Annotated in this window: 13 protein-coding genes; 6 read left to right on the top strand and 7 right to left on the bottom strand. The window is 57.9% G+C overall.

Going from position 1 to position 23,874, the window contains the following annotated elements; genetic code table 11:
- Positions 1 to 6: 6 nt before the first annotated feature.
- Genes SynA1524_RS12000 through SynA1524_RS11990 form a run of 3 tightly spaced genes read right to left on the bottom strand, consistent with a single transcriptional unit; the run spans position 7 to position 4,495 of the window.
- Complete coding sequence (locus tag SynA1524_RS12000; RefSeq protein WP_186498263.1) at positions 7 to 888, bottom strand: SWIM zinc finger family protein; 882 nt, start codon at positions 886 to 888, stop codon at positions 7 to 9.
- Positions 889 to 890: 2 nt separating this feature from the next.
- Complete coding sequence (locus SynA1524_RS11995; RefSeq protein WP_186498262.1) at positions 891 to 4,082, bottom strand: DEAD/DEAH box helicase; 3,192 nt, start codon at positions 4,080 to 4,082, stop codon at positions 891 to 893.
- Positions 4,079 to 4,495, bottom strand: coding sequence for a hypothetical protein (locus SynA1524_RS11990; protein ID WP_186498261.1), 417 nt, complete (start codon positions 4,493 to 4,495; stop codon positions 4,079 to 4,081). The genes SynA1524_RS11995 and SynA1524_RS11990 overlap by 4 nt, the downstream gene beginning before the upstream one ends.
- Positions 4,496 to 4,520: 25 nt before the next feature.
- Between SynA1524_RS11990 and alaS the strand changes: the two genes are divergently transcribed.
- From alaS to SynA1524_RS11975, 3 genes are all read left to right on the top strand, one after another.
- Positions 4,521 to 7,190, top strand: a complete 2,670-nt coding sequence (gene alaS, locus SynA1524_RS11985; protein WP_186499642.1) for an alanine--tRNA ligase — start codon at positions 4,521 to 4,523, stop codon at positions 7,188 to 7,190.
- Between the two features lie 51 nt (positions 7,191 to 7,241).
- Entirely contained in the window at positions 7,242 to 7,601 is a 360-nt protein-coding gene (locus SynA1524_RS11980) for a DUF3307 domain-containing protein (protein ID WP_353616560.1), read from the top strand.
- Positions 7,602 to 7,710: 109 nt separating this feature from the next.
- Positions 7,711 to 9,126: a mechanosensitive ion channel family protein gene (locus SynA1524_RS11975; RefSeq protein WP_222930489.1), complete on the top strand. Its 1,416-nt coding sequence runs from the start codon at positions 7,711 to 7,713 to the stop codon at positions 9,124 to 9,126.
- 676 nt (positions 9,127 to 9,802) lie between these two features.
- Here SynA1524_RS11975 and SynA1524_RS11970 read toward each other — a convergent pair.
- The gene (locus SynA1524_RS11970) at positions 9,803 to 11,695 is read right to left on the bottom strand and encodes a CHASE2 domain-containing protein (protein WP_186498259.1); all 1,893 of its coding nucleotides are present in this window, start codon (positions 11,693 to 11,695) and stop codon (positions 9,803 to 9,805) included.
- Complete coding sequence (speA, locus tag SynA1524_RS11965; protein WP_186498258.1) at positions 11,692 to 13,629, bottom strand: biosynthetic arginine decarboxylase; 1,938 nt, start codon at positions 13,627 to 13,629, stop codon at positions 11,692 to 11,694. The genes SynA1524_RS11970 and speA overlap by 4 nt, the downstream gene beginning before the upstream one ends.
- 107 nt (positions 13,630 to 13,736) lie before the next feature.
- Between speA and ndk the strand changes: the two genes are divergently transcribed.
- Positions 13,737 to 14,195 carry a nucleoside-diphosphate kinase gene (ndk, locus tag SynA1524_RS11960; protein ID WP_186498252.1) on the top strand — a complete coding sequence of 153 codons (459 nt, stop codon included), beginning with the start codon at positions 13,737 to 13,739 and terminating at the stop codon, positions 14,193 to 14,195.
- A 1-nt stretch (position 14,196) separates the two neighbouring features.
- Here ndk and SynA1524_RS11955 read toward each other — a convergent pair whose 3' ends face one another.
- Positions 14,197 to 15,873: a ShlB/FhaC/HecB family hemolysin secretion/activation protein gene (locus tag SynA1524_RS11955; protein ID WP_222930488.1), complete on the bottom strand. Its 1,677-nt coding sequence runs from the start codon at positions 15,871 to 15,873 to the stop codon at positions 14,197 to 14,199.
- Positions 15,874 to 16,158: 285 nt separating this feature from the next.
- Here SynA1524_RS11955 and SynA1524_RS11950 point away from each other — a divergent pair, with 285 nt between their 5' ends.
- Entirely contained in the window at positions 16,159 to 21,426 is a 5,268-nt protein-coding gene (locus SynA1524_RS11950) for an autotransporter-associated beta strand repeat-containing protein (RefSeq protein ID WP_186498248.1), read from the top strand.
- Between the two features lie 191 nt (positions 21,427 to 21,617).
- Positions 21,618 to 22,763: a CHAT domain-containing protein gene (locus SynA1524_RS11945; RefSeq protein WP_222930487.1), complete on the top strand. Its 1,146-nt coding sequence runs from the start codon at positions 21,618 to 21,620 to the stop codon at positions 22,761 to 22,763.
- On the opposite strand, the gene SynA1524_RS11940 is transcribed toward SynA1524_RS11945, so the two are convergent.
- Positions 22,744 to 23,808: an NAD(P)/FAD-dependent oxidoreductase gene (locus SynA1524_RS11940; RefSeq protein ID WP_502707926.1), complete on the bottom strand. Its 1,065-nt coding sequence runs from the start codon at positions 23,806 to 23,808 to the stop codon at positions 22,744 to 22,746. The two genes, SynA1524_RS11945 and SynA1524_RS11940, sit on opposite strands and share 20 nt — an antisense overlap.
- Between the last annotated feature and the right edge of the window lie 66 nt (positions 23,809 to 23,874).

Below are 23,874 nucleotides of genomic sequence, written 5' to 3'. Positions count from 1 at the left end.
AGCGGCTCAGCTGCCGGCTGTCATCGCCTGGACCATGGCGCTCTGGGCACTGGCCTGACCGTGGGCTCGAAGGTTGGCGAGGAAGGTGTCCCGCGCTTCGGGAAAGCGTGGATCTTCAGCAAGCGGAAGCTCCCCGGCTGCATCCATGCCCGTGTCTCCCTCCAACGCTGCTGTGATCACCACCAGATCGCCATCCAGGCTGCGTTCGTAGCACCACCACAGGGCTGGATCCAGCACGGCCGGGTGCGGCGGCAGAGGTGCGGTGTCTTCCGTTGCGGTGTCAGCGCCATCTGCGCTGGCCTGCTCTGCAAGCTTGGTGAGCACCTCGCGGCGCTGTTCCGCCAGATCCTCCAGCAGCTTGGTGCGGTTGCGCCCCCGCAGCTGGAACAGCACGAAGGGATCCTCGCTGAAGCGATCCCCCATCAGGAAGTACACGGCGCTGATGTGTTTGCAGGGGTTGGCCTTGTCCGGGCAGCTGCACTCGCTGCGCACCTCCTGCAGCTTGAACGGGAACAGGCGCTTACCACTGGCGGCGAAGGCCCGTTCGATGTCCGACGGCATGATTCCCGCCAGCAGTTGGGCTGACCAGCGGGCCTTCTGGGTCAGGGCCTCCAGCACGTAGCCCCAGTCCTCGTCGTTGAGCACATCCAGCCAGAGCTTCACCTTGTATGGGTCTTCTCCGGTGCCCTGCACCCTGGCGTGCACCCGGCGGCCTTCAAAACGGATCGAGGTGACGTTGCCTTCCCGGGCATAACCCCAAGCGCGTTCCAGTCGCTTCTTGAAGCGATAGCCGTTGATCAGCTCCATCCACTGCTCCACCCACCAGGGCTGTTGGCCGAGCCCCTCATCGCCGATGGCTGTGATGGCGTTGTTGTTTGAGATCGTCATGGTCAGGTGTCCTCCAGGGCGACGAGATTGCGCAGCTGATCACCGGCCAAACTCCCCAGCCAGTCTTCACCGGAGCCGATCACATCCTCCGCCAGGCGCGACTTCTCGCGGATCATCCGGTCGATTTTTTCTTCGACCGATCCGCTGGTGATGAATTTGTGCACCATCACCCGGTTGGTCTGGCCGATCCGATAAGCCCGGTCGGTGGCCTGGTTCTCCACCGCAGGGTTCCACCAGCGATCAACATGGAACACATGGCTGGCTCTGGTCAGGTTCAGACCCACCCCGCCGGCTTTGAGCGACAGCAGGAACATCTGCGGGCCGCGGGGGTCCTCCTGGAAACGATCCACCATGGCCTGCCGTTCGCTTTTGCGTGTTCCTCCATGCAGGAAGGGCACATCCGCCTTCCAACGCTGTTGCATCCAGGACTGCAGAAGATGGCCCCACTCGGCGAACTGAGTGAACAGCAGCGCCCGATCCCCTGCTTCGATCACCTCATCGAGGATTTCCTCAAGGCGTTGCAACTTGGCGGAGCGCCCCAGAAAACTTTCGTCAACAGCGTTTTCGCTCAATGCCAGTGCCGGGTGGTTGCAGATCTGCTTCAGGCGGGTGAGCAGTCCCAGCACCTGACCATGGCGCTGTCCACGGGGAGCCCGGGCAATGGCATCCAGGGTGTCTTCCACGGTTTTGCTGTACAGCGATTTCTGCTCCTTGCTCAACCCCACCCATTCGCTGAGTTCCACCTTCTCGGGCAGATCGGAAATGATCGTCTTGTCGGTTTTCAGCCGGCGCAGGATGAAGGGGCCGACCCGTGCCTTCAAGTCCCGCAGGGACGCCATGTCGCCATAGCGCTCGATTGGCATCCGGTAGCGCTGACGGAAGAAGTCCTCTTCCCCCAGCACCTTGGGGTTGAGGAAATCCATCAAGGCCCAGAGCTCGCTGACTCTGTTCTCCACTGGTGTGCCGGTGAGGGCGATGCGGAAGCGGTTGCCTTTGGCTGGTCTGGCCAAATCCCGGGCGGCCTGGCTTTGCTTGGCACTGGGGTTTTTGATCGCCTGGGCTTCATCGATCACAACCCCCTGCCAATCCTGGGACTCCAGCAGTTCACTGTCCCGTTGCAGCAGGCCGTAGCTGGTGAGCACCAGGTCGACATCCTTTAACGCCTTCCTCAGCGCAGCCGGAGTGGAGGGACGCCGCGGTCCGTAGTGCTCGCGCACCGCCAGTTCGGGGGTGAAGGCCTCCGCCTCCCGCCGCCAGTTGGTGAGCACCGATGTGGGTGCCACCAGCAGCACCGGGCACTTCAGTTCCTGCTCTGCCTTCAGATGCTGCAAGAAGGCCAGCAGCTGGATGGTCTTGCCCAGACCCATGTCGTCCGCCAGGCAGGCTCCTTGGTCGAAGCGGTTGAGGAAGGCCAGCCAGCCCAGACCACGTTCCTGGTAAGGCCGCAGCTGGCCGCAGAACCCCTCCGGCGCCGGCAATGGATCCGGGGCCTTCTGCTGGTGGTACTGCTCCAGCACCGCCTGCAGCCTGGGGCCAGCGTCGAAGCGATGCACCGGCAGACGCATCAGCAGATCGCCTTCGGTGGCGGTGATCCGCAGTGCATCGTCCAGGCTGAGCTCCTGGTTGGCACCGCAGAAGCGTTCAGCGTTTCTCAGATCGTTCGGTCGCAATTCGATCCAGGCCCCCTTGTGGCGCACGAGGGGGCTGCGTTTGCCGCTTAACCGCTCAAGTTCCCGCAGAGTGAGCGTCACCCCGCCGATCATCAGATCCCAGTTCCAGTCGAGGGATTCGCCAAGGCTGAAGCCGCTGGAGCGTTCCGGCAGCTCCGCCTTGATCGCCAGACCCAGCCGGCTGGCCAGGCCCCCCGACAGGCTGGGGGGCAGGTCGACGCCGACGCCAGCATCCCGCAGCTGTCGCGCCGCGGTCCGCACCAGCACGAAGGCTTCGGCGGGGGTCAGCTGCATCGTGTCCGGCGTGGCGGTCTCCAGGCCGCGTTCGATCGGAGGGAACACGGTGAGGGCGCGTCCCAGACCTTCCAGCAGCACTTCACCGGGCTGCTCCACCGTCACTTCTCCCAGCTGGAGTTTGTCGGCCCCGGAGGCCCAGGCCGCAGCGGCGGGCAGCTTGAGACTGGGATCCGACTCCGCCTGTAGCCCAAAGCGAAGCTCCCAGAGCTCTTCCCCTTCCGCCGGGGTCTGCAGTTCGAGGCAGGTGCGTGCAGCGGCGAAATCTCCAGCGATGCCCTCACGCCAATGAAAGCTGGCGCTGGCCAGCCGTTCGGCCTGTTCATCACCGATCTCGATCACCCCTGTTTCGGAGCCCAGGGCGTCCTGCCACAGGGTTAACAGGGGATCGAGGCCGTCGGTGGACGGTTCAAAGTCCTTGCGCAGCTGTGCGTCGACCAGATCCTCCAGCAGCGTGGCCACCCGCAGGCGGCCACTGCGGGGCCGGCAGCAGGCCACCGGGTTGGCGGCACGCATGGCCTCAGGACGCAGCCGTGTCATGCGGTTGCTGCGCCGACCCATCGGTTCCCGCCAGGGCAGGGCGCAGGTGGCCACCAGCGGCAGGCTGGCGGCCAGATCCTCCAGGCGTCGCCGGTCCTCTTCGCGGTTAAGCAGCGGCACCCAACGAGCCCGGTGGGGATATCCCTCGCCTTTGCTCAGTTCCATCTGGGGAATCCAGCGCCCCCGGGCCACAAGGCTGAGGGCCCAGCGCTGCAGATGGCTCCACCAGCGCAACTCATCGGCCAGGTCTGGATTCCGTCCTGACAGGGGAAGGCGTGAGAGCCACTCCGTGGCGGCTGAGGGCTCCACAGCAAGACCCTGGACTTGCCACGGCCACCACTCGGTTTGTTTGGGAATCGGCTCCCCGGCCTGCATGGGCAGACCGGTCCAGGCGGGCTCTTCGGGCGCTGGTTCGGCCGTTTTGCTGCGGCTTTTGCGGGGTTTCACCGTGCGACTGGGCAGGGTGAGGCAGGCGGTGGCATCGATGCTGCCGCCCGGCAACAGGTCGCGTTCCTGCAGCCAGGCCTTGAGGTCGTCGGGCTCCAGGGTGAACGGGTGCAGCGCCGGAGTTAGCCCGGGGCCCTCTGGCGTCGCCACCCGCCAGGTGTCAGCCCAAATGAGCAGTGCCGGTTGGCCGGAACTGCCAGAGGTACGGATGGCGGGAAGCCAGGTGGCGTGCAGCAGGCTCATAGCCGCGACGCGGGCAGGAAGCGGTGGGTGCCGTGGAGCAGGACAGCACTGCCGATCAACGGCAGCCAAGCCTGGAGAAGCTCCAGTACCAATGATGCCAGAGCGTCTGCCTGCAAGTTGTTAAGGGCCAGGGGTAGGCCAAGGCTCCGCACACCGCAGATCGCCCCCACCAGGCCTGCCTGCAGGTGACTGTCATCGGGATCGACGCGTTGCAGGTGGAAGGCCAGCAGTCCATAGAACAGACCACAACCCCCGGAACGGACGGCGTCCTCCAGGCCCCAGATCAGACCAAGCAGGGCAGCGCCGAGACCGGCGAGCAGGGCCCATCCAATCGACTGCAGCCGCAGTCGGGCGCGTACGTCGGCGTCATCTGGCTGGGCAGGCAAGGGTGCCGGCGGCTCTCGGGCGATCATGACCGCTGGATCCCCATTTCCTCCCATGGCCGCCGCCGCATCGTCGTCTTCTGCAGCGTCTGAGCCCCGCAGCGGAGAGGAGATCCGTGAGGCTTTCCTGAACTTCTATGCCGAGCGCGGCCACAAACGCGTGCCCAGTGAGTCGTTGATTCCAGAGGACCCGACGGTGTTGCTCACCATCGCCGGCATGCTGCCCTTCAAGCCGGTGTTTCTCGGGCAGCAGCAGCGGCCGGCTCCCAGGGCCACCAGTTCGCAGAAGTGCATCCGCACCAACGACATCGAGAACGTGGGCCGCACAGCGCGGCATCACACGTTTTTTGAGATGCTCGGCAACTTCTCTTTTGGGGACTACTTCAAACAGCAGGCGATCGAATGGGCCTGGGAACTCAGCACCCAGGTGTACGGCATTGATCCCAAGAATCTGGTGGTGAGCGTCTTCCAGGAGGACGACGAAGCCGAACAGATCTGGCGGGATGTGGTGGGGGTGAACCCCAAGCGGATCATCCGCATGGATGAAGCCGACAACTTCTGGGCCTCTGGCCCCACTGGCCCCTGTGGCCCTTGCTCGGAGATCTACTACGACTTCAAGCCGGAGCTCGGCGATGACGGCATCGATCTCGAGGACGACAACCGTTTCATCGAGTACTACAACCTGGTGTTCATGCAGTACGACCGCGACGCCGAGGGCAACCTCACGCCGCTGGCCAACCGCAACATCGACACCGGCATGGGCCTCGAGCGGATGGCACAGATCCTGCAGAAGGTTCCCAACAACTACGAAACCGATTTGATCTTTCCGCTGATTCAGGCGGCGGCGGATCTGGCGGGTGTCGACTACGCGCAGCTCGACGACAAGGGCAAAACGTCGTTGAAAGTGATCGGTGACCACAGCCGTGCGGTCACCCAATTGATCTGCGATGGCGTCACCGCCAGCAACCTGGGCCGCGGCTACATCCTGCGGCGGCTGCTGCGCCGGGTGGTGCGCCATGGCCGCCTCCTGGGCATCGACAAGCCCTTCCTGGTGACTATGGGGGAAGCGGCGATTGCCCTGCTGAAGGGGGCTCACCCGAGCGTGATCGAACGCCAGAAGGTGATCCTGGCCGAACTTCAACGGGAGGAGGCGCGTTTCCTCGAGACGCTCGAGCGGGGCGAGAAGCTGCTGGCGGAAGTGCTGGCCAGCAAGCCAAAGCAGATCTCCGGCGCTCAGGTCTTCGAGCTCTACGACACCTACGGCTTCCCCCTGGAGCTCACCCAGGAAATCGCAGAAGAGCAGGGCCTCACGGTGGACCTTGAGGGCTTTGAGGAGGCGATGGAGGAACAGCGTCAGCGGGCCAAGGCCGCGGCTGTGAGCATTGACCTCACCCTGCAGGATGCGATCGAGCAGGTGGCTGCTGAGCAGCCCGCTACGGCGTTCAAGGGTTACGACGCCCTGGATCAGCCCAGCACGGTGCAGGCGTTGGTAGTGAATGGGGCGCCGGCCTCAACGGCGTCGGCCGGAGATGTCGTGCAAGTGGTGCTCGACAGCACACCCTTCTATGGCGAAGGCGGTGGTCAGGTCGGCGATCGCGGATCGCTCAGTGGTGTCGACGCGATCGTTGCCATCGACTCCGTGAGTCGCAGTCGCGATGTGTTCGTGCACTCCGGACGGATGGAACGCGGTCATCTGTCTGTGGGGGACACCGTCAAGGCCCAGGTGGATCGGAGCTGCCGGCGTCGGGCCCAGGCCAATCACACCGCCACCCACCTATTGCAGGCTGCGCTCAAGCAGGTGGTGGATCCGGGGATCGGCCAGGCGGGCTCCCTTGTGGACTTCGACCGGCTGCGCTTCGACTTCCATTGCCCGACGGCGGTCACCGCTGAGCAATTGGCGCAGATCGAAACGTTGATCAACGGCTGGATCGCTGAGGCCCACAGCCTCGAGGTGCAGGAGATGGCGATAGATCAGGCCAAGGCGGCTGGTGCCGTGGCGATGTTCGGCGAGAAATACGCCGATGTCGTGCGTGTGGTCGACGTGCCCGGTGTCACGATGGAGCTCTGCGGCGGCACCCATGTGGGGAACACCGCCGAGATCGGCCTGTTCAAAATCGTGGCGGAAAGTGGCGTAGCTGCCGGCATCCGCCGGATTGAAGCTGTCGCTGGCCCGGCCGTTCTCGCTTATCTGAACGAGCGCGATGCGGTGGTGACACAGCTGGGGGATCGCTTCAAGGCCCAGCCGGCCGAGATCGTTGACCGGGTGACGTCCCTGCAGGAGGAGCTCAAGGCCACCGGCAAGGCGCTGGCAGCGGCGCAGGCGGAGCTGGCGGTGGCCAAGGCCGGAGCTCTGGCTGCCAAGGCCGAGGCCGTGGGTGAGTTCCAGCTGCTGGTGGGACGCCTCGACGGCGTGGATGGTGCCGGTTTGCAGGGGGCAGCCCAGAGCCTTGCGGATCAGCTGGGGGATGGTGCGGCCGTGGTGATCGGCGGTCTGCCGGATCCCGGCGACCTGGGCAAGGTGATCCTGGTGGCGGCCTTCGGCAAGCAGGTGATCGCCGCCAAGCTCCAGGCCGGAAAGTTCATCGGCGGCATTGCCAAGCTCTGTGGCGGCGGCGGCGGCGGCCGCCCGAACCTGGCCCAGGCCGGTGGTCGCGATGGTGCTGGTCTTCAGACGGCCTTGGACGCTGCGGGTGATCAGCTCAGGTCAGTCTTGGTCAAGGCTTGACTCACTGGTTGAATTCACCGAGCAACCAGTCACGATGGTGAGTAATGACGGATGGCAGCCATGACTCTTTTTCTAAATACAGCAGTTCAACCGTTGGACCTCCTCATCCTTTTACTGCTTGGTCACTTTGTCGCTGATTACCCTCTGCAGGGTGACAAAATGGCGGTTGAGAAATGTCCTGGCAAGGACGTGACTCTGAGTTGGCGGTGGTGGCTCTCAGCTCATGCGGGAACCCATGGCTTTTTTGTCGCAATCTTGACTGGCATTCCAGTCCTAGGGTTGGCAGAGATGGCCTGTCATTTTCTGATCGACTTCGGAAAATGTCGACTTGGTTACAGGCTCATCGTTGACCAGGCTCTTCACTTGGGTTGCAAGTTGTTGTGGGTGCTTTGCGTGATGATCATCAAATGATTGCGTTCTGACCTGTCACCGATAAAGAGCGATGGGAAGTTTGCTGCTAATTATCCCTTTTCTGCTGACATTCCTGCTTGGGAGAATTCGTCAGTTGGGGTCAAGTCGATTGAGTCGCCTCATCCCAAGCATGGTGTTTTTCCGCGTATCACTCGCGGCGGCTCTTCTGAGTAATGGGCTGCAGGGTGCTGGGCTCGAGGGAGACATTGTCGACTGGATCGCTGTCGTTGCCAAAACCGGCCTCTATGTCGCCTTCGTGGAGCTGGCCCTCGATGTGATTTGGGCTTTGGTCATCCGTTTGAGTTCTCGAGGGGTGGCCCCGCCGCGGATCCTCAAGGATTTGGCACTTGTGGCAGCAGCTTTCGTTGTTGTGGCGGCTGAGCTTAACAGCCAGGGTCTGCTGACAACGGTGGGTTCTGCGGCTGTTCTGGGTGGTCTTGCCTTCATTGTCGGTCCAGGCTCTGCCACGCAGATCAGCAACATTTCAGCAGCTCTCGCTGTTCAGGTAGAGCGTCAATATGTGGTTGGTGATTGGGTTGAAATTGCTGGCCAGATGGGCCGTGTCGATAATATTTCTTGGAATAGCACTTACCTTTATGACGACACTGATGATCGCTATATTGTTGTTCCTAACTCGCTCATTGATCATAGTAAAACGATTAATTATTCACGCCCCTCGCGTGCCGAGTATCGGTTGGAGGTCGAAGTGGGCGTTCCTCTGAATATGCCACCTGGTCAGGCGATGCGAGTTTTGAAGAGTGTGTTGGACTCGAATGTTGAAATCGTTAACAAGGATCGAAGCTCAGTTGTGATCAGATCAATTGGTAACGACTCAATTAATTATGCGCTGAAATTTTTTGTGCCAGACTTTGCTGTTCGTAATAGGATCCGAACCCAGGTTTTTTCAAGTGTTTGGTATGCTATTGAGCGTCATGGATATTCGCTGCCCCATTCGATTGTCGATCTACGTACCGAGCAAACTCGTCGTCAATTGCGTGAGCGGCGGAGTAGCGAAGCGCAGGAAAAATGTTTTAATTTACTAAGAAAGATCGAGCTCTTTTCGTCCTTAACGGATGATGAGATTCAAGGCATTGTCTGTAATGACAACATATTGGCTTTTGGCCCTGGTGAGATGGTGGTGAACAAGGGAGAGATTGGTGGCTCGATGTTTGTGATCATGGAAGGGATCTGCTCTGTACTCATCCCGGATCCGTCTGATGAGACTTCAATGATGGAAGTTGCACAGCTTAAGTCTGGATCCATTTTTGGAGAAATCTCTGCGCTCACTGATGCTCCTCGTACGGCTTGGATCCAAGCGACTGGTCATGTGCTGCTCCAGGAAATCAGTCAGAGTCAGATTGAAGCCGTCTTTCTCAACAATCAGACTGCGATGGCAGAATTTGCCAAGGTCATGGCAACACGGGAAGCTGGTTTGAAGACTTTTACGCTCGAGGAGAAGAAAACCTTCGAGCTGGGTCTGGTCGAACGCATGACTCAGACGTTCAGCAGGTTGATGAACTCCTGAATGGCCTCTCAAGGCCTCCCCATACCTGGTTTGTTTGGACAGGAGTCTTATTCGTTGTCAGGCTGGGTTGGAGTTCCCTTGATGGACATGCATTCCACCGCCATGAAGGCTTTCCTCCTAATGGGCGCAGGTTTAAGCGCCTTGCATGGCTTCATGCCGATGACAGCGCTGGCTCAGGCCAATCTGCGGAGTAGTTTCCCTGGCCGGAGGGTCGGTGGTGGTACCAGAGGGGAATGCAGTGCCCGGATCCTGGCTCATTTGGTTCCCGACAGCAGTGTGTTTGCTCCTGGAGCGACATCGGGGCTGGGGTTGGTTCAGGGGCCTACCGCCAACCCTGTGAGTCTCAACATCAGCTTTAAACCAGAATCTGGTGGAGCGTCGATCACCCAGACACTCCCGGCCGCGCCAGCTGCACTGATTTTGATCAGTGGTTCCAGCATCAGCGCCCCCACCGTTTGGGAATCAGAGTTTGATTGCGCCTCGGCGGACGGTTCGGCGAGTGATGACCCTCTGGCTTTTGTTGAAACAGCATCACCCCCTGCCGTCAGCCTCCTGGTTCCAGAGCCAGATGCCAGTGATGCTCCTGTTCAGGCCGCTCTGACGAAGCTCAGAAACAGCTGTGGTGCCACCGTCCCGGCAAAGGCAACCCTGGGTCAGTTCGGACTCGCAGATATCGTCACTGCTGAGTGGCCTCAGAATCTTCCAGTGCGTTGTCCATCTTGAGTTCATAAACATCAAGCGGTTCGTCTCGACCCTTGACGTGCATCGGCCCCCAGCCATGCAGGTCTAATTGCTTGCGAAAGTCCGGATCTAGGAGTTCTAGGGTGTTGTTGGACATCAACACCCGCAGAACTCCTGTGTGGCGCGTCTTTTCCAGACTTTCCAACCGTGAGGCGCAATTCACGGTGTCGCCGATGACAGCATATTCAATGCGTTCGGCGCTCCCCATTGAGCCCACGAGCGCATCACCGGAGTGAATGCCCATTCTGATCCGCATGGCTGGCTCGCCATCGATTTGAAGTTGTTGATTCAACTGCTCTAGTCCGACCTTGATTTCTTGCGCTGCCTCGATAGCGGCCTTGGCTTCAGCCCTGACGTCCTGTTCGATTGGAACACCAAACACGGCAAGCATTCCGTCACCGGTGAACTTATTCACCATGCCCCCGCGTCGGGTTACGGCGGGAACGCATACTTCCATGCCTCGATTAAGCCAGTCCATCAGTTCGCGGGGACTGAGCCCCTCAGAGACGCTGGTGAAGTTGGCCGTATCTGTGAACAGCACGGTGATTGGAAGCTGCCGCCCATCAAAGCGTCCGTTGCTGAGCAATTCATCACGCTGATCCCACAGCTGCTCCGCCACGGCAGGGGACGTTGTTTGTCCAAGCAGTTGCTTGATTTGTTGTGAATGTTGCTGGCTCATGGCCCCTCGACGCAGCCAGCCGGCCCCGCCCATGCTGAGTAGGCCCGTGAGTGGCATCGCCATTCCCACCCAGACATGCTGTTGCAAGAGAAGCCAGCCAAGACCGCCGGTGAGACCGACCCCAAGTGTCAGCACCAGGAGGACGCTGCGACGAAGTTTGGGCACCGCTTCCCCGAGGAGTACGCCCAGGCCGATGCAAAGGACCAGCAGCATCTGGTTGCCCCAGCCAGGCATGATCCAGCCGATCTGGATGCTCCCGACGTGGTGTTCGAGCAGTGTTGCAACACGGTTGGCATGGATCTCGACACCTGACACTTGAAACACCTCATCGCTTCTGCGGAAGCGGGTGTGAGGCACGTTGAAAAGGTCTCTCAGAGAGGGAGCAGTACTGCCGATTAAAACGATCTTGTCGCGAATCGCCTCCTCTGGTATCTCGCCGTCCAGAACCTGAGCAAGGGAATAAAGCGGATAGCTCCAGGGATCCCGAAAGCGAAGCAGCCGTTGCAGCCCCAGGCCTGCATCCACTTCGTTGTAATACCCCCCTCCATTGGCGCTCAGCCATGCATCCTTGTGAGTGCCATCGTCCATTGCCTGTCGCAGACTGCGGTCAGTGGTCGCGATCTCCATCACCCGTAGAGCGAAGGACACCGTGGCTTCATCTTGTCCAGTGACATGGACGAGATCACGCCGAAGAATTCCGTCGGCATCCAGGCTTAGATCGTTGTACGACTGCCGTTCCGCCGGCGTCCCAGGGACTGGTCCAATGCCAGAAGCAACGTTGAAGATCGACACCAGCGTTGGTTCGTTTTGAAAGCGATCGCGCAGGCACTGTTGATCTGGTCCGACGCCTTTGTCCCGGTAGATGTCAAAACCGATGACGTCGACACCGCTTGCATTAAGCCTGTCAAAGGCTTCGCAGAACAGTCCGTCGTCAATCGGCCAGCCAAAGCGCTGGATGTCACTTTCTTCAATACCGATCAGTGTGATGGGTGTGTCGCTGCCCGAGGGTGCAGGTCGCTGCGTCGTGATCAGGTCATAGACCAGCAGATCGATGGTTTGGGATAGTCCTGTGCTGCGCAGCAGTACAAGCACCAACACAGCTGCGGTGTATGGCCCGATGCGTTGCAGCAACTCCCGGAAGCGTTTCATCCCTGCAGGTAGGTGGTCTGATCCAGGCTGGCTTTAAGATGACTCATTAACAGCCTGGCGTCCTCAATCTTCAACGTTCCCCGTTGAATGGCAGCCTCTGAAGCCTGGCGCAGCCGCTCCAGCATCAGGTCTGGGTTGTGTTGCATTTCCTCGAGAACGTCAGCGTTGGTGTCTCCCTTCACCACATGATCCAGCAGGTAGCCACTGCCTTTGGGGTTGAGCCTCACATGCACGGCGCTGGTGCTGCCGAACAGGTTGTGCAGGTTGCCCATCACTTCCTGATAGGCACCGCCGAGGAACATGCCGATCCAATAGGGCTCACCATCTACAAGCGGGTGGAGTTCCAGCAGGGATTTGCTTTGTCCTGAGTGGATGAATCGCGCAAGCTTTCCATCGGAGTCACAGGTGAGATCTGCAAAGTCGCCCAGTTCGGTTGGTTGTTGATCCAGGCGATGAATCGGCATCAGTGGGAACAGCTGGTCGATGGCCCATGTGTCAGGCGCTGAGCGGAACACGGAGAGGTTCACGTAATACGTGCAGGCCAGGGCACGCCGTAGTCCCTTCAGGTCGTCATGGATGGGGGTGTTGGTTGGCAAACGTTCGTTGATGGCGCGGGCGCAGCTCCAGGTGAGCTGCTCAGCCATGGCCCGTTCCTCCAGGCGGATGTACCCGAGCCGGAAGGCAGCCAGCGCGTCATCCCTGAATTTGATCGCATCGTTCCACGCTTCCTGGAGCAGCCGCAACTCGGGGTCTGTTTCCTTCTCCACGCTGCGGATGTGGGTCAGCGTGACGCGCAGATTGCGCACGGGCAAGGGTTCGTTGTCTTGGCTGGGCGGTTCGTCGTCGGGGGTTCGACCACAACCCATCACGTCGAACACGAGAACGGAGAAGTGGCTGGCGATGGCCCGACCGCTTTCGCTCACTAGGACAGGAACAGGAACGTTGTGGGGTTCACAGCATTCCCGAACTGTGGCCACCACGTCATTGGCGTAGTTCTGCAGCGTGTAGTTGGTCGAGGCTGCCGTTGCCGTGTGGCTGCCGTCGTAATCAATGCCAAGCCCGCCGCCCACGTCGAGATGTCCCATCGGTGCCCCCAGCCGGGTTAGCTCCACATAGATCTGGCCGGCTTCCTGGAGAGCGTCTTTGAGCACGGCAATGTCGTTGATTTGGCTGCCGATGTGGAAGTGGAGCAGCCGCAGATCCTTGAGCAATCCGGCGCGTTCCAGGGCGTGCACGGTCTGCAGCATTTCGGTGAGATCCAGGCCGAATTTGGCCCGCTCGCCGACGGAGCTACCCCAGCGCCCTGTGCTGCGGCTGGATAACTTGGCGCGGATTCCGAGGAATGGGGATGCACCCAGGGCGTCGCTGGCCTGGATGATGCGCTCCACTTCATCGGCCTGTTCGATCACCACCATGGGTTGGTGTCCAAGCCGCCTGGCCAGGATCGCCGTTTCGATGTAGCGGCGGTCCTTGTAACCGTTGCAGATCAGCAGGGCATCAGGATTCTTGGTGAGGGAAAGCGCGATCAACAGCTCCGCCTTGCTCCCCGCCTCCAGCCCGAAATTCCAGCGGTTGCCACGGTCCACCAAATGTTCCACCACATGCCGCTGTTGGTTGCATTTGATCGGAAACACTCCCTGGTAGCTGGCGTCGTAGGCGTAGTGGGCGATGGCACGGTCGAAGGCCGCATGCAACCGTTCCAGCCGGTCTTCGAGGATGTCGTCGAAACGGATCAGGATTGGGGTGCTGAGGTCGCGCGCCTTCAGTCCTTGGAGCAACTCCACCAGATCAAGCGATCCACCCCGATCGCCGCGGGGCTGCACCACCACATGGCCTTTGGCGTTGATGGAAAAATAGGGATCTCCCCAGCGTTCGAGCCCGTAAAGGTCAGCGCTTTGCGCAACGGACCAGGCCTGCTCGGTTCCGCTCAGCACAACGCTGCTCAGGAGTGAATCACTGCAAGATAAGAGCAGTCACTGCATCTGTGCTTGCCAAGCGGAGGGGCGGCCACGGACGATGGCGCGGCACACAGATGTTTTTTATGGCCGCCGAACGTACCTTCATCGCCATCAAGCCCGACGGCGTCCAGCGTGGATTGGTGGGTGAAATTCTCGGTCGCTTCGAGCACAAGGGCTTCAAGCTCGTGGGTCTGAAGCAGCTAACCCCCACCCGCGAGCTGGCTGAGCAGCACTACGGAGTTCACAAAGAGCGACCGTTCTTTGCCGGCTTGGTGGACTTCATCACCTCTGGCCCTGTGGTGGCGATGGTTTGGGAAGGCGATGGGGTGATCGCTAGTGCCCGCAAGCTGATCGGTGCGACCAAACCCCTCGAGGCTGAGCCAGGCACCATCCGTGGAGATCTTGCCGTCAACATCGGGCGAAATGTGATCCATGGATCGGATGCGCCGGAAACCGCTGAATTTGAAATTGGTCTCTGGTTTGGTGCGACCGAACTCAATGACTGGGTCCCATCTGATCAGAGCTGGCGCGTCGAGGGTTGATTCAGAAGCTGTAGCGGACCTTGGTGTACATCCCGTGGCCCAGGATCCAGTCGTTCCAGAGCCCGGGATTGTCGTTTGAGTTGAACGTGTCGACCCAGCCGAGTTCCGCTTCCCATCGGCCGTTTTGATAGCGGCCGACCAGCCCACCCACACCGATGCTGTCTTCCAAGGTCCTGTCTGGAAATTTGGTGTGAACACCACCGATACCCAGGTAGGGAATCAGTGAAATCCGTTGTTGATCCTTCTGCCACGGAGTCCAAACAACTTCCCCTGTGGCCAGATAACCACTATCCCCAGCGATCAGACTTCCTGGAAGTCCCCGCAGGCCAATACCACTACCGAGGCCGAAACTCATGCTTCCTGGAAGGCGATTGAAGGCAAGCTGACCAGCGAATCTGAGATTCATGGTGGTCGATGGAGACAGGCTCAAACCGATGTCAGTCAGCGCTCCGACAGCACGGGCCTCGCCTGGTTCTATTCCTGCAACATCCAAGTTGTGCAGGTGTTCATCGAGGGTCACTCCGGCAATACCCTGGCTGAAATAAGCATTGGTATTCCAGAACAGGGGTCCGGTAAATCCACCAACGTTGGTGCTGAGTTTCAGAAAACCACTGTGAGACCAGCCATCGTTCCCACCGCCGCTGACGAGGGGAAAACTGCGTCCTGATTTGAAGCTGTCACTGCGATTGGTGCTGAATGCTGTCGCAGCGGTCCATGTGAGGTTTTCGGACTCCTGCAGAGTTGTTTCCAATTGCAGCAGCCCTTGCAGGGTACGGAAACTGAAGTTGTAAGCCGGCTTTTGGAATTCCACAAAGCGGCTGTAGCTGACGCCAAACGACCCTGTGATCGACCAATTGTCCCGGAGGGGGTAGGTGTAGGTAAGAGAGGCCACCTTGCTGCCCAACTCCAGATCACCATCGCTGTTCAACTCCAGAAACAGCAGAGCTGTGTCCCCTCGTTCAATCAGACCTTTCTGAAGAAGCGTGGCAACACCACGCCATTCACCACTTCCAACATTTCCATTGTTGCCGAGTGAGAAGTCACCTCGCAACGGTTCTGGTTCGGCAGGTGAAACAGCCAGGTTCACCACGGCCTTGGTGGGGTCGCTTCCCAGGCGGCCCATCCCACCCTTGATGTCTCCGACGCCGCGCCGCCGCACCTGAACCAGCTCCTCTTCCAGTGTGGGGATATGGAGCACGCTGCCGATCAGGGGGGTGAGCTGTTGCTGCACCTGTTTCTGCAGGGCTTCGTCCTCGCTGGTGATGCGCAATTCCGCAATGGTCCCGAGCACCACTTCCAGGGCGCCGGGTTCTGGGGTCTTCAGGCTGTAGACACGACTGTTGACGTAACCGTCCTTGATCAACTGAGCCGTGAGTGCTGCAGCACAGGCGTTGAGTGTGGCGTTAGTGCTGGCTTTGCCACAGTCCTTGAGGATCGCCTGGAGTTGAGCGTCGTCATAGGGTGTCTTGCCAATGATGGTGGGACGCCAGTCGAGCGCCTGCTCACCGGACTGCTCTCGATCCGATGTTGCGGGAGCGGTTGACGGCTGCGGCGCGGCTTCAGCGGGCTCATCAAAAAGGGATCCATCATCTTCGGGCCGCTGTTGTGGTGCGGTATTGGGCAGGCGCACGGGACCCGGCTGGATGGGCGGGGCGACCAGCTGGGCCAGTAGCAACACGGCGATGAAGGCGATAAGTCAATCGACTATTTTTTCCGAAAAAAGTAAAACGCGCTGAATCCATCAGGGATCCAGCGCGAAAAACCCGACGGCCATTGCGTTGATCAGCAGACCGTTAACCACACTCCTCTCTAGTCTATCTAAGGAGAAAAATGTACAGACGCCCCAAAATGCGCCTGTGGGGGGTTGCGCATTTGCGTGACCTTCCTTTCAGCGCCCCATAGGGCTGCTCATGCCCACCCCCGTTGCAGTGCAGTAGCTATGGCACATACAGGTCCTGAGAAGGTGATTCGCTTCACCCTCGGTGTCTTGCTGGGGATGAGTGGCGTCGTGCATCAAACATCGGCGCTGGCTGAGATTCGCGCTGGTCGTGGCAAGGGTCTGTCGACCAAGGTGAACGGAAAGAAGGGCGGCAGCTGCAGCGAAGGGATCTGCAAAATCAGCGGTGGCAATAAGGCGGGACGCAACAAATTTCTGCGATTCAAGGATTTCGACACGCGCGGCAAGATCAAGGGGGTTGAGATTGATACCGGTGGCAAGCGCAATCTGGTGGTGGGTGTGACCTCACCGCTGGGTTCCTTTATCAACAAATCGATTGAGCTTTCCTCAAAGGCAAATCTGTTCTGGCTGTCACCAGGCGGTATTCATCTCGGCGCAGGTGCAGGATTCGTCAATGTTCCCAAGCTGAATCTGAGCACCTCGCGATCGTTGCGTTTCGGTGAGGGAACGTTTGATGTGTTCAAGACCCGGGCTTCTGAACTAACGGCGCTCAAGGGAGATCCGCTGCCTGGCTCGCTTGGGTTCGGTGGGATCGAAATACTGGATGCCCTGGCAGCTGATGGCTCGGTTCCTGTGATTCAGATGGATGGGATTGACATCCGCATGGACCGTGAACTGTTCGCCGATGCACCTGGAGGTGTGGTGGAGGTTCGTGAAAGCACGATCCATGTTGGTGATGGGGACGCCAGTACATCACGGCTGACGTTGACCGGAGACGAGGTTGTTGTTGGCGAAGGCACGCACTTGAAGGCGGAGCAAGCCAGTGGCGGTGGAACGATTGAAGTGGGAGGCAGTTGGCAGAACAGTGATGAAACAGTGCGGCAGGCCAAACGCGCTGTTATTGAAGCTGGCGCAGTGCTGGATGCATCTGCTGGCGATGTTGGCGATGGCGGTGAAATTGTGGTGTGGAGTAATATCATTGACTCCGAATCGCAAACCCTGATCTCAGGTGAGCTTAGGGCAAGAGGCGGAAGGGATCAAGGTGATGGCGGTCGCATAGAGACATCGGGCTTTATGCTCGACGTCTATGGTATTCAGATTGACGCTATAGCTGAGAAAGGGATTAATGGTTTGTGGCTCTTAGATCCAAGGGATATTATAATTGATATATATGAGTTTTCGTCGGGCCTTACTGGAACAAAATACGATGGATATTTTGCCGATGATTTATCATTCTTCGACACGGCTGCCACTGAATCTGATTCACGATTTGCTTCACCGTTTACAAGTATTAATACCATTACGCCTGGGGCCAACTTTGATAATACCTATAGCGTTCGGTTTGTCGGTTACTTTAAGGCTCCAGCCAGTGGTCAATTCACGTTCAAAACAAGAAGTGATGACGCTTCATACCTTTGGATAGGATCCGATAGTACAGAATCTGTTGATTCATTCGAATCAACCATCACAACATCTAACGCACTTGTCAGCAATGGTGGGACTCATGGTGCGCGAGACAGATCGGCGACGACAACATTTAGCCTTTCACAAGACTCGTATTACCCTTTAGTAGTTTATTTCGGGGAAAACGGTGGCCGCGATCAGATCACAGTGAGTTATACACCTCCAGGCGGAACCGAAACGGATGATGGGACCGGAGTGTATTTCTCTCGAACAAACACCAGCGGATTGGATGTATCTACAGTAAACGCTACTGGTTCAAGTACAGATGCAGTTATTACACCCTCAACTATTGAATCGGCTTTAAGCAGCGCGAATGTCTCGTTGACTGCGTCTAGGGATATTAAAGTTCAACAGTCTATCACTTTGAGTCCAAGCTCTAATACCTTAACTCTTAATTCGGGAGATTCGATTGTTGTCGACCAAGCAATTACAGGCGGCAATGCTCTGAATCTTCATTCAGATGGTGGAGTAGCAGTCAACGCAGAATTAAGCGCGAATACTATTGATATTAGAGCAAACTCAAGTGGAGGCTTAAGTGGTTCAGGAAATATATCAACGACTAGCAGCCTAGAGGCTCTCCAGGCCAGTAACACGACATATTCTGGACAAATTTCAGGCACTGGCATACTCAGGAAGAATGGTACTGGCAAGCTTTCCCTGACTGGAGTTAAAAGTTTTACAGGCGATACCACTGTTAATGCAGGCACGTTGGAGTCTGTAGGCACAGCCATGTCTTCAGCTGTAGCTGTTGCTGCTGGTGCAACTTATGAAATTGATTTGGTATCTGCCTCTGACACTGCCATTTACTCGAAGATCATCAGTGGAGAAGGATCTTTTGTGAAGTCTGGGGCAGGGGATCTGACTTTTGATCAAGTGCACACCTACACCGGATCTACAAGTATCAGTGGCGGGACGTTGAAGACAAGTGGCAGTGGAAGCCTTGGCAGCTCTACGGCACTATCTGTTGCCAGTGGTGCGACTTATGAGGTTGGTGCTGATGAAGAAGTGGGATCGATTGCAGGGAGTGGATCGATCAGTTTGGGAGCACATCAGCTGACGGCTGGCGGATCGGGAACGGATACAACATTTGGCGGTGTGATTTCGGGAACAGGTGGATTAACGAAGACCGGCAGCGGGACGCTGACGCTTAGTGGTGCGAACACGTACACGGGTGCGAGCAATGTGAGTGGCGGATTGCTGTCTGTGAGCGGAAGTTTGAGTGATGGAACCGCGGTGTCTGTGAGTGAAGGGGCGACTTATGAGGTTGGTGCTGATGAAGAAGTGGGATCGATTGCAGGGAGTGGATCGATCAGTTTGGGAGCAAATCAGCTGACGGCTGGCGGATCGGGAACGGATACAACATTTGGCGGTGTGATTTCGGGAACAGGTGGATTAACGAAGACCGGCAGCGGGACGCTGAAGCTTAGTGGTGCGAACACGTACACGGGTGCGAGCAATGTGAGTGGCGGATTGCTGTCTGTGAGCGGAAGTTTGAGTGATGGAACCGCGGTGTCTGTGAGTGAAGGGGCGACTTATGAGGTTGGTGCTGATGAAGAAGTGGGATCGATTGCAGGGAGTGGATCGATCAGTTTGGGAGCACATCAGCTGACGGCTGGCGGATCGGGAACGGATACAACATTTGGCGGTGTGATTTCGGGAACAGGTGGATTAACGAAGACCGGCAGCGGGACGCTGAAGCTTAGTGGTGCAAATATATACACAGGTGCCACAAATATTAGCGGTGGAAGGTTGACTACAACCAGCAGTGGTAGCTTAAGTAGCGCGACGGCCATATCTGTTGCCAGTGGTGCAACTTATGAGGTTGGTGCTGATGAAGAAGTGGGATCGATTACAGGGAGTGGATCGATCAGTTTGGGAGCAAATCAGCTGACGGCTGGCGGATCGGGAACGGATACAACATTTGGCGGTGTGATTTCGGGAACAGGTGGATTAACGAAGACCGGCAGCGGGACGCTGACGCTTAGTGGTGCGAACACGTACACGGGTGCGAGCAATGTGAGTGGCGGATTGCTGTCTGTGAGCGGAAGTTTGAGTGATGAGACGGACGTTTTGATTGGCGAAGGCTCTGTTTATGAGCTGGGATCAAGTGATCGTGTAGGTTCCATCGCCGGTGGTGGATCGATTGTTCTAAATACTTTTCAGCTAACCGCTGGCAATGAGCTCGACACAACATTTTCAGGGGTGATGTCTGGCGAAGGTGGTTTCACAAAGGTTGGCTCCGGTGTACTCACGTTTACGGGTGACAACACTTACACCGGTTCAACCGTCGTTAACGAAGGGGAACTGGCCGTCCAGGGCTCCGGACCGACGTCAGCCAATTGTGCTGATGGCGCCACGTCGAATGTTTGTGAGGTCACTCCAGAGCCGGAGCCGGAGCCTGAGCCAGAGCCGGAGCCTGAGCCTGAGCCTGAGCCTGAACCGGAACCGGAACCGGAACCGGAACCTGAGCCGGAGCCTGAGCCTGAGCCTGAGCCGACGCCTGAGCCGACGCCTGAGCCGCCGCGTGAACTAACGCCTGAGCCGCCGCGTGAACTAACGCCTGAGCCGTTGGGTGAACTAACGCCTGAGCTGTTGGGTGAACTAACGCCTGAGCCGATGGGTGAACTAACGCCTGAGCTGTTGGGTGAACTAACGCCTGAGCCGATGGGTGAACTAACGCCTGAGCTGTTGGGTGAACTAACGCCTGAGCTGTTGGGTGAACTAACGCCTGAGCTGTTGGGTGAACTAACGCCTGAGCCGCCGCGTGAACTAACGCCTGAGCTGTTGGGTGGACTAACGCCTGAGCCGCCGCGTGAAGTAACGCCTGATGCGGTCATTTCTGATTTGGTAGCCGAAAGCAGTGTCGAAACCATTACGGCTGCGATTGCTGTGGTTGAAACAGCAGCGACTGTGTCCACGGCTTCCACTTCCCCCGTGGATGTTGCTGCAGCTCCTGAAACGTCAACGTCAGCTGCAACTCCGTCGCCTAATGCTTCTGTTTCCACCGCCGCAACGTCGGAGGTGGTTTCAGTGGTGGCCGCAACGACCGAAACAAGTTCTTCGACTGATTCGTCGAATGTGAGTGACACAGTTGAATCAGTCGCAGCATCCCTTGTTCCGCCCAGTCTTTCTGCAGAGGGAACGTCAGTGGATCTTTCTCTGGGTGACTCGTTTCAGGTCGCTGCAGTGAGCTCTGAGGGTTCTGGCACAACATCGAGTGCGACTTCCGCCGTTGGTGTGGCTAGTGCAACGTCAGAGTCAACAGTTGCTAGTTCTACACCTGATGTTTCCAATTCAGAGGCCTCCTCTGGCGCCGATACAGCAGCCGGATCCGAAACCTCAGCTGCAGGTGAAAGTGGAGAAGCTTCGGGCGAGACAACAGACTCAGCTGATCCATCGGATGACTCAGCTGCCACTGATTCCTCGGAGGACACATCAACTGAGGAAAGTGGAACCGACGACAGCGCCGATGAAGCAGACGCCGAGGCTGATACAGAAGCAGATGCTGAAGGGGAGGGAGAGGGTGGAGCCGAAGGAGAAGGAGAAGGAGAAGCCGAAGGAGAAGCAGAAGGAGAAGGAGAAGGAGAAGGAGAAGCAGAGGCAGAATCTGACGCAGATGGAGAAGGCACCTCTGACGGTGACCAGGGAGGATCTGGAGACCAGGAATCGGCACCATCCGCAGCTGTAGACGTCAAACGAGTGGATTCCTCACAGGCTTTGGCAGCCGTTTCTGAAGGAGACAGTGCGGCGACTGATCGAGCTGTAGGTGCGTTGAACTTGCCTGAACTTTCAGGTCGCCGTACGCCATCGGCTGGGCAGATCAGTAATTTTCTGCAACAGTTGCAACAACAAATCGCAGGAGGTCAATAGTGATTGATCAATTCCGACTCCTGCAAAAGTTGTCTGGCTGTTTGGTATACCCGCGGAGATTCACGACTTTGAGATCTGATTTGATCCGGATTGGGTGCCTTGGCTTTGCATGCTGCGCTCTCGGAGCAGAGCTGTTCACATCTGTTTACGGCCTTGCTAATCCAAATCCTGATCCAGAGTCGACGCAGTCAGTGTCAGTGCTGCCTGGGTTTGATCCTCAAAAATACAATCCTGCGGTGATCCACTTGCGTTTCACTCAGGCGGAAGGCAGGACGTCTTCTGCTAATTCTGATGCATTTCTCGACATAACATTGATTCCTTCTAGTGGGGATGTTGAGGGATTTCGCGTCGAGCTTTCATCCAGTGTTTTTCGAGATCAGTTGCGTCAGTTGTACATGCAGCTTTCGAGGCTTGAGTCTTTGAATGAGGACAAACCCGAGTCGCCCTCTCGACAGATTCACTCCCTCATTTTTGGTGAATTGAAGCCAGTCCTTGAAGCCAAGAAGGTCACGACATTGCTCATTGCTGCTGATCGTGGACTTCAGGCAGTACCATTCGCGGCGCTCCATGACGGGGAGCAATTCCTCGGAGATCGTTATGCATTTGCGATTACTCCATCGCTAGCGTTGACTGATTTTGAGGCTAAGTCTCAATCCCAGGGTAAGATTTTGGCCTTGGGTGCCTCTCAGTTCGAAGGTCTTGCATCACTCCCGCTGGTTCCGCAGGAGATCAGTCGTATTGCCGTTGACGACAAAAAAGATCAGTTTCTAAACAAGGATTTTACTCCAGACACTCTTCTGACCAAGGCGTCTGAATCTCAATATGGGCTGTTGCATATTGCGACCCATGCTGAATTCAAGCCGGGTGGGCCCGAAGCATCCCAGTTGCATTCAGGCTCAGGGCCTCTGTCAATGAAGCAGCTTTCAACATTGAGAAAGACGAGGAAGGGAGCTCCATTCGATCTGGTTGTGTTCTCTGCTTGCCGAACCGCCTTGGGTGACGCAGACGCTGAATTGGGTTTTAGCGGCTTGGCCCTTCAGGCTGGAGCGCGCAGCGCCATTGGCACGCTCTGGTATGTCGATGATGTGGTGACATCAGCTTATTTTGTGCAAATGTATCGGTTTCTGGAACAAGGAGTTCCTAAGGCGGAGGCAATGCAGATGACCCGCCAAGCGTTTATACGAAATTTGATCAAGCTTTCCGGTGATGAGCTCCTCGATGTTGGAGGCCTGCCTCTGTTGACGCAACTCACGTCGTCTCAACAAAGACGCGTCAGTAATGGGGTGTCCAACCCTTTCTTCTGGGCCGGCATTGAGCTCATGGGCGCCCCTTGGTAAAGCGATCCCAGTGGAAATCGTGCAGAAGTTTTGAGCTTTTCTGGCCACTAAAAAGGACTTCGGCAATTTTCTGGGCTGTGATTGCGGCAAGCAACACTCCATTGCGGTGATGGCCGCAGGTCAACCAAAGTCCTGGAATGGAGCTTTCGCCCAGCAGGGGGGCTTCATCAGGCGTGCAGGGCCGGAATCCCCACCACCGTTCCATTGGCGGCCAGCTGGCTGCTGCTGGCAACAGCGACTCAAGGCCAGCTTGTAACTGCTTCTGGCCATTGGGGGTCAGCCCCTCTTGAAAACCTGCATCTCGTTCGCTCGTGGCTCCAACAACCACTAGTCCATCCTCCCTCGGTACCAAATAGGTGCCTGGGCCAAAGATCACCCGCTTGAGCGCTTCCCGTGGACCTTGAAGCGACAGCATCTGCCCTTTGATCGGGAACACGGGTAATTCAGGCATCAACTTCTGACTCCAGGCGCCGCAGGCCAGCACTGCTTGATGGCAAGAGAGCTGGCATCTCTCACCTTCGGCGCTTTCCATCACGACGCCCTTCAGAAATCCAGACGTATCCCTTTGGATCTCTTTGACATCGCTTCCCTCCAGAAATTGAACATCTAGAGAGACGCAGGCACGTTCAAGGGCGCGCATGAGCTGACGGCGGTTGTCGATCTGTCCGTCTTGCTCGAACAACAGACCGCAGGTCCAGCTAGAGCCGATGCCGGGTAGTTCGTGCTCCAGCTCGTCGCGGTCAAGGGCCACTCCATAACCGGACGTGGGGTATTGGTCCCGTTGATCAACGCTTCGGAACGGGACCACGATGCCGCAGGCCCTGAGACCACAGCTCAGGCCGCTGTCCACTTCGATCTGGGCCACCCAACGTGGGATCAGCTCCAGACTGGCCTGGCCAAGTTGCAGCAGTGCTCCAGATAGCCCTTCCGCATGGGGAGCGAGCATCCCAGCCGCTACAAAACCGGCCGCCTCACTGCGCTTGCGGCTGATCACTCGAACAGATGTTCCGCGCCTGGCCAGCTGGTGGGCTACTGCCAATCCCATCAGGCCGCCACCAATGATGAGAGTTGGCTTCTGGTCGGTCTGACTCACGGCATTCACGGCTGAGCT

It is taken from the genome of Synechococcus sp. A15-24, assembly GCF_014280195.1.
In the GTDB taxonomy this organism is placed as follows: domain Bacteria; phylum Cyanobacteriota; class Cyanobacteriia; order PCC-6307; family Cyanobiaceae; genus Parasynechococcus.
Note: the sequence above shows the minus strand (reverse complement) of the source record. Positions and strands in the feature narration are given on the sequence as shown.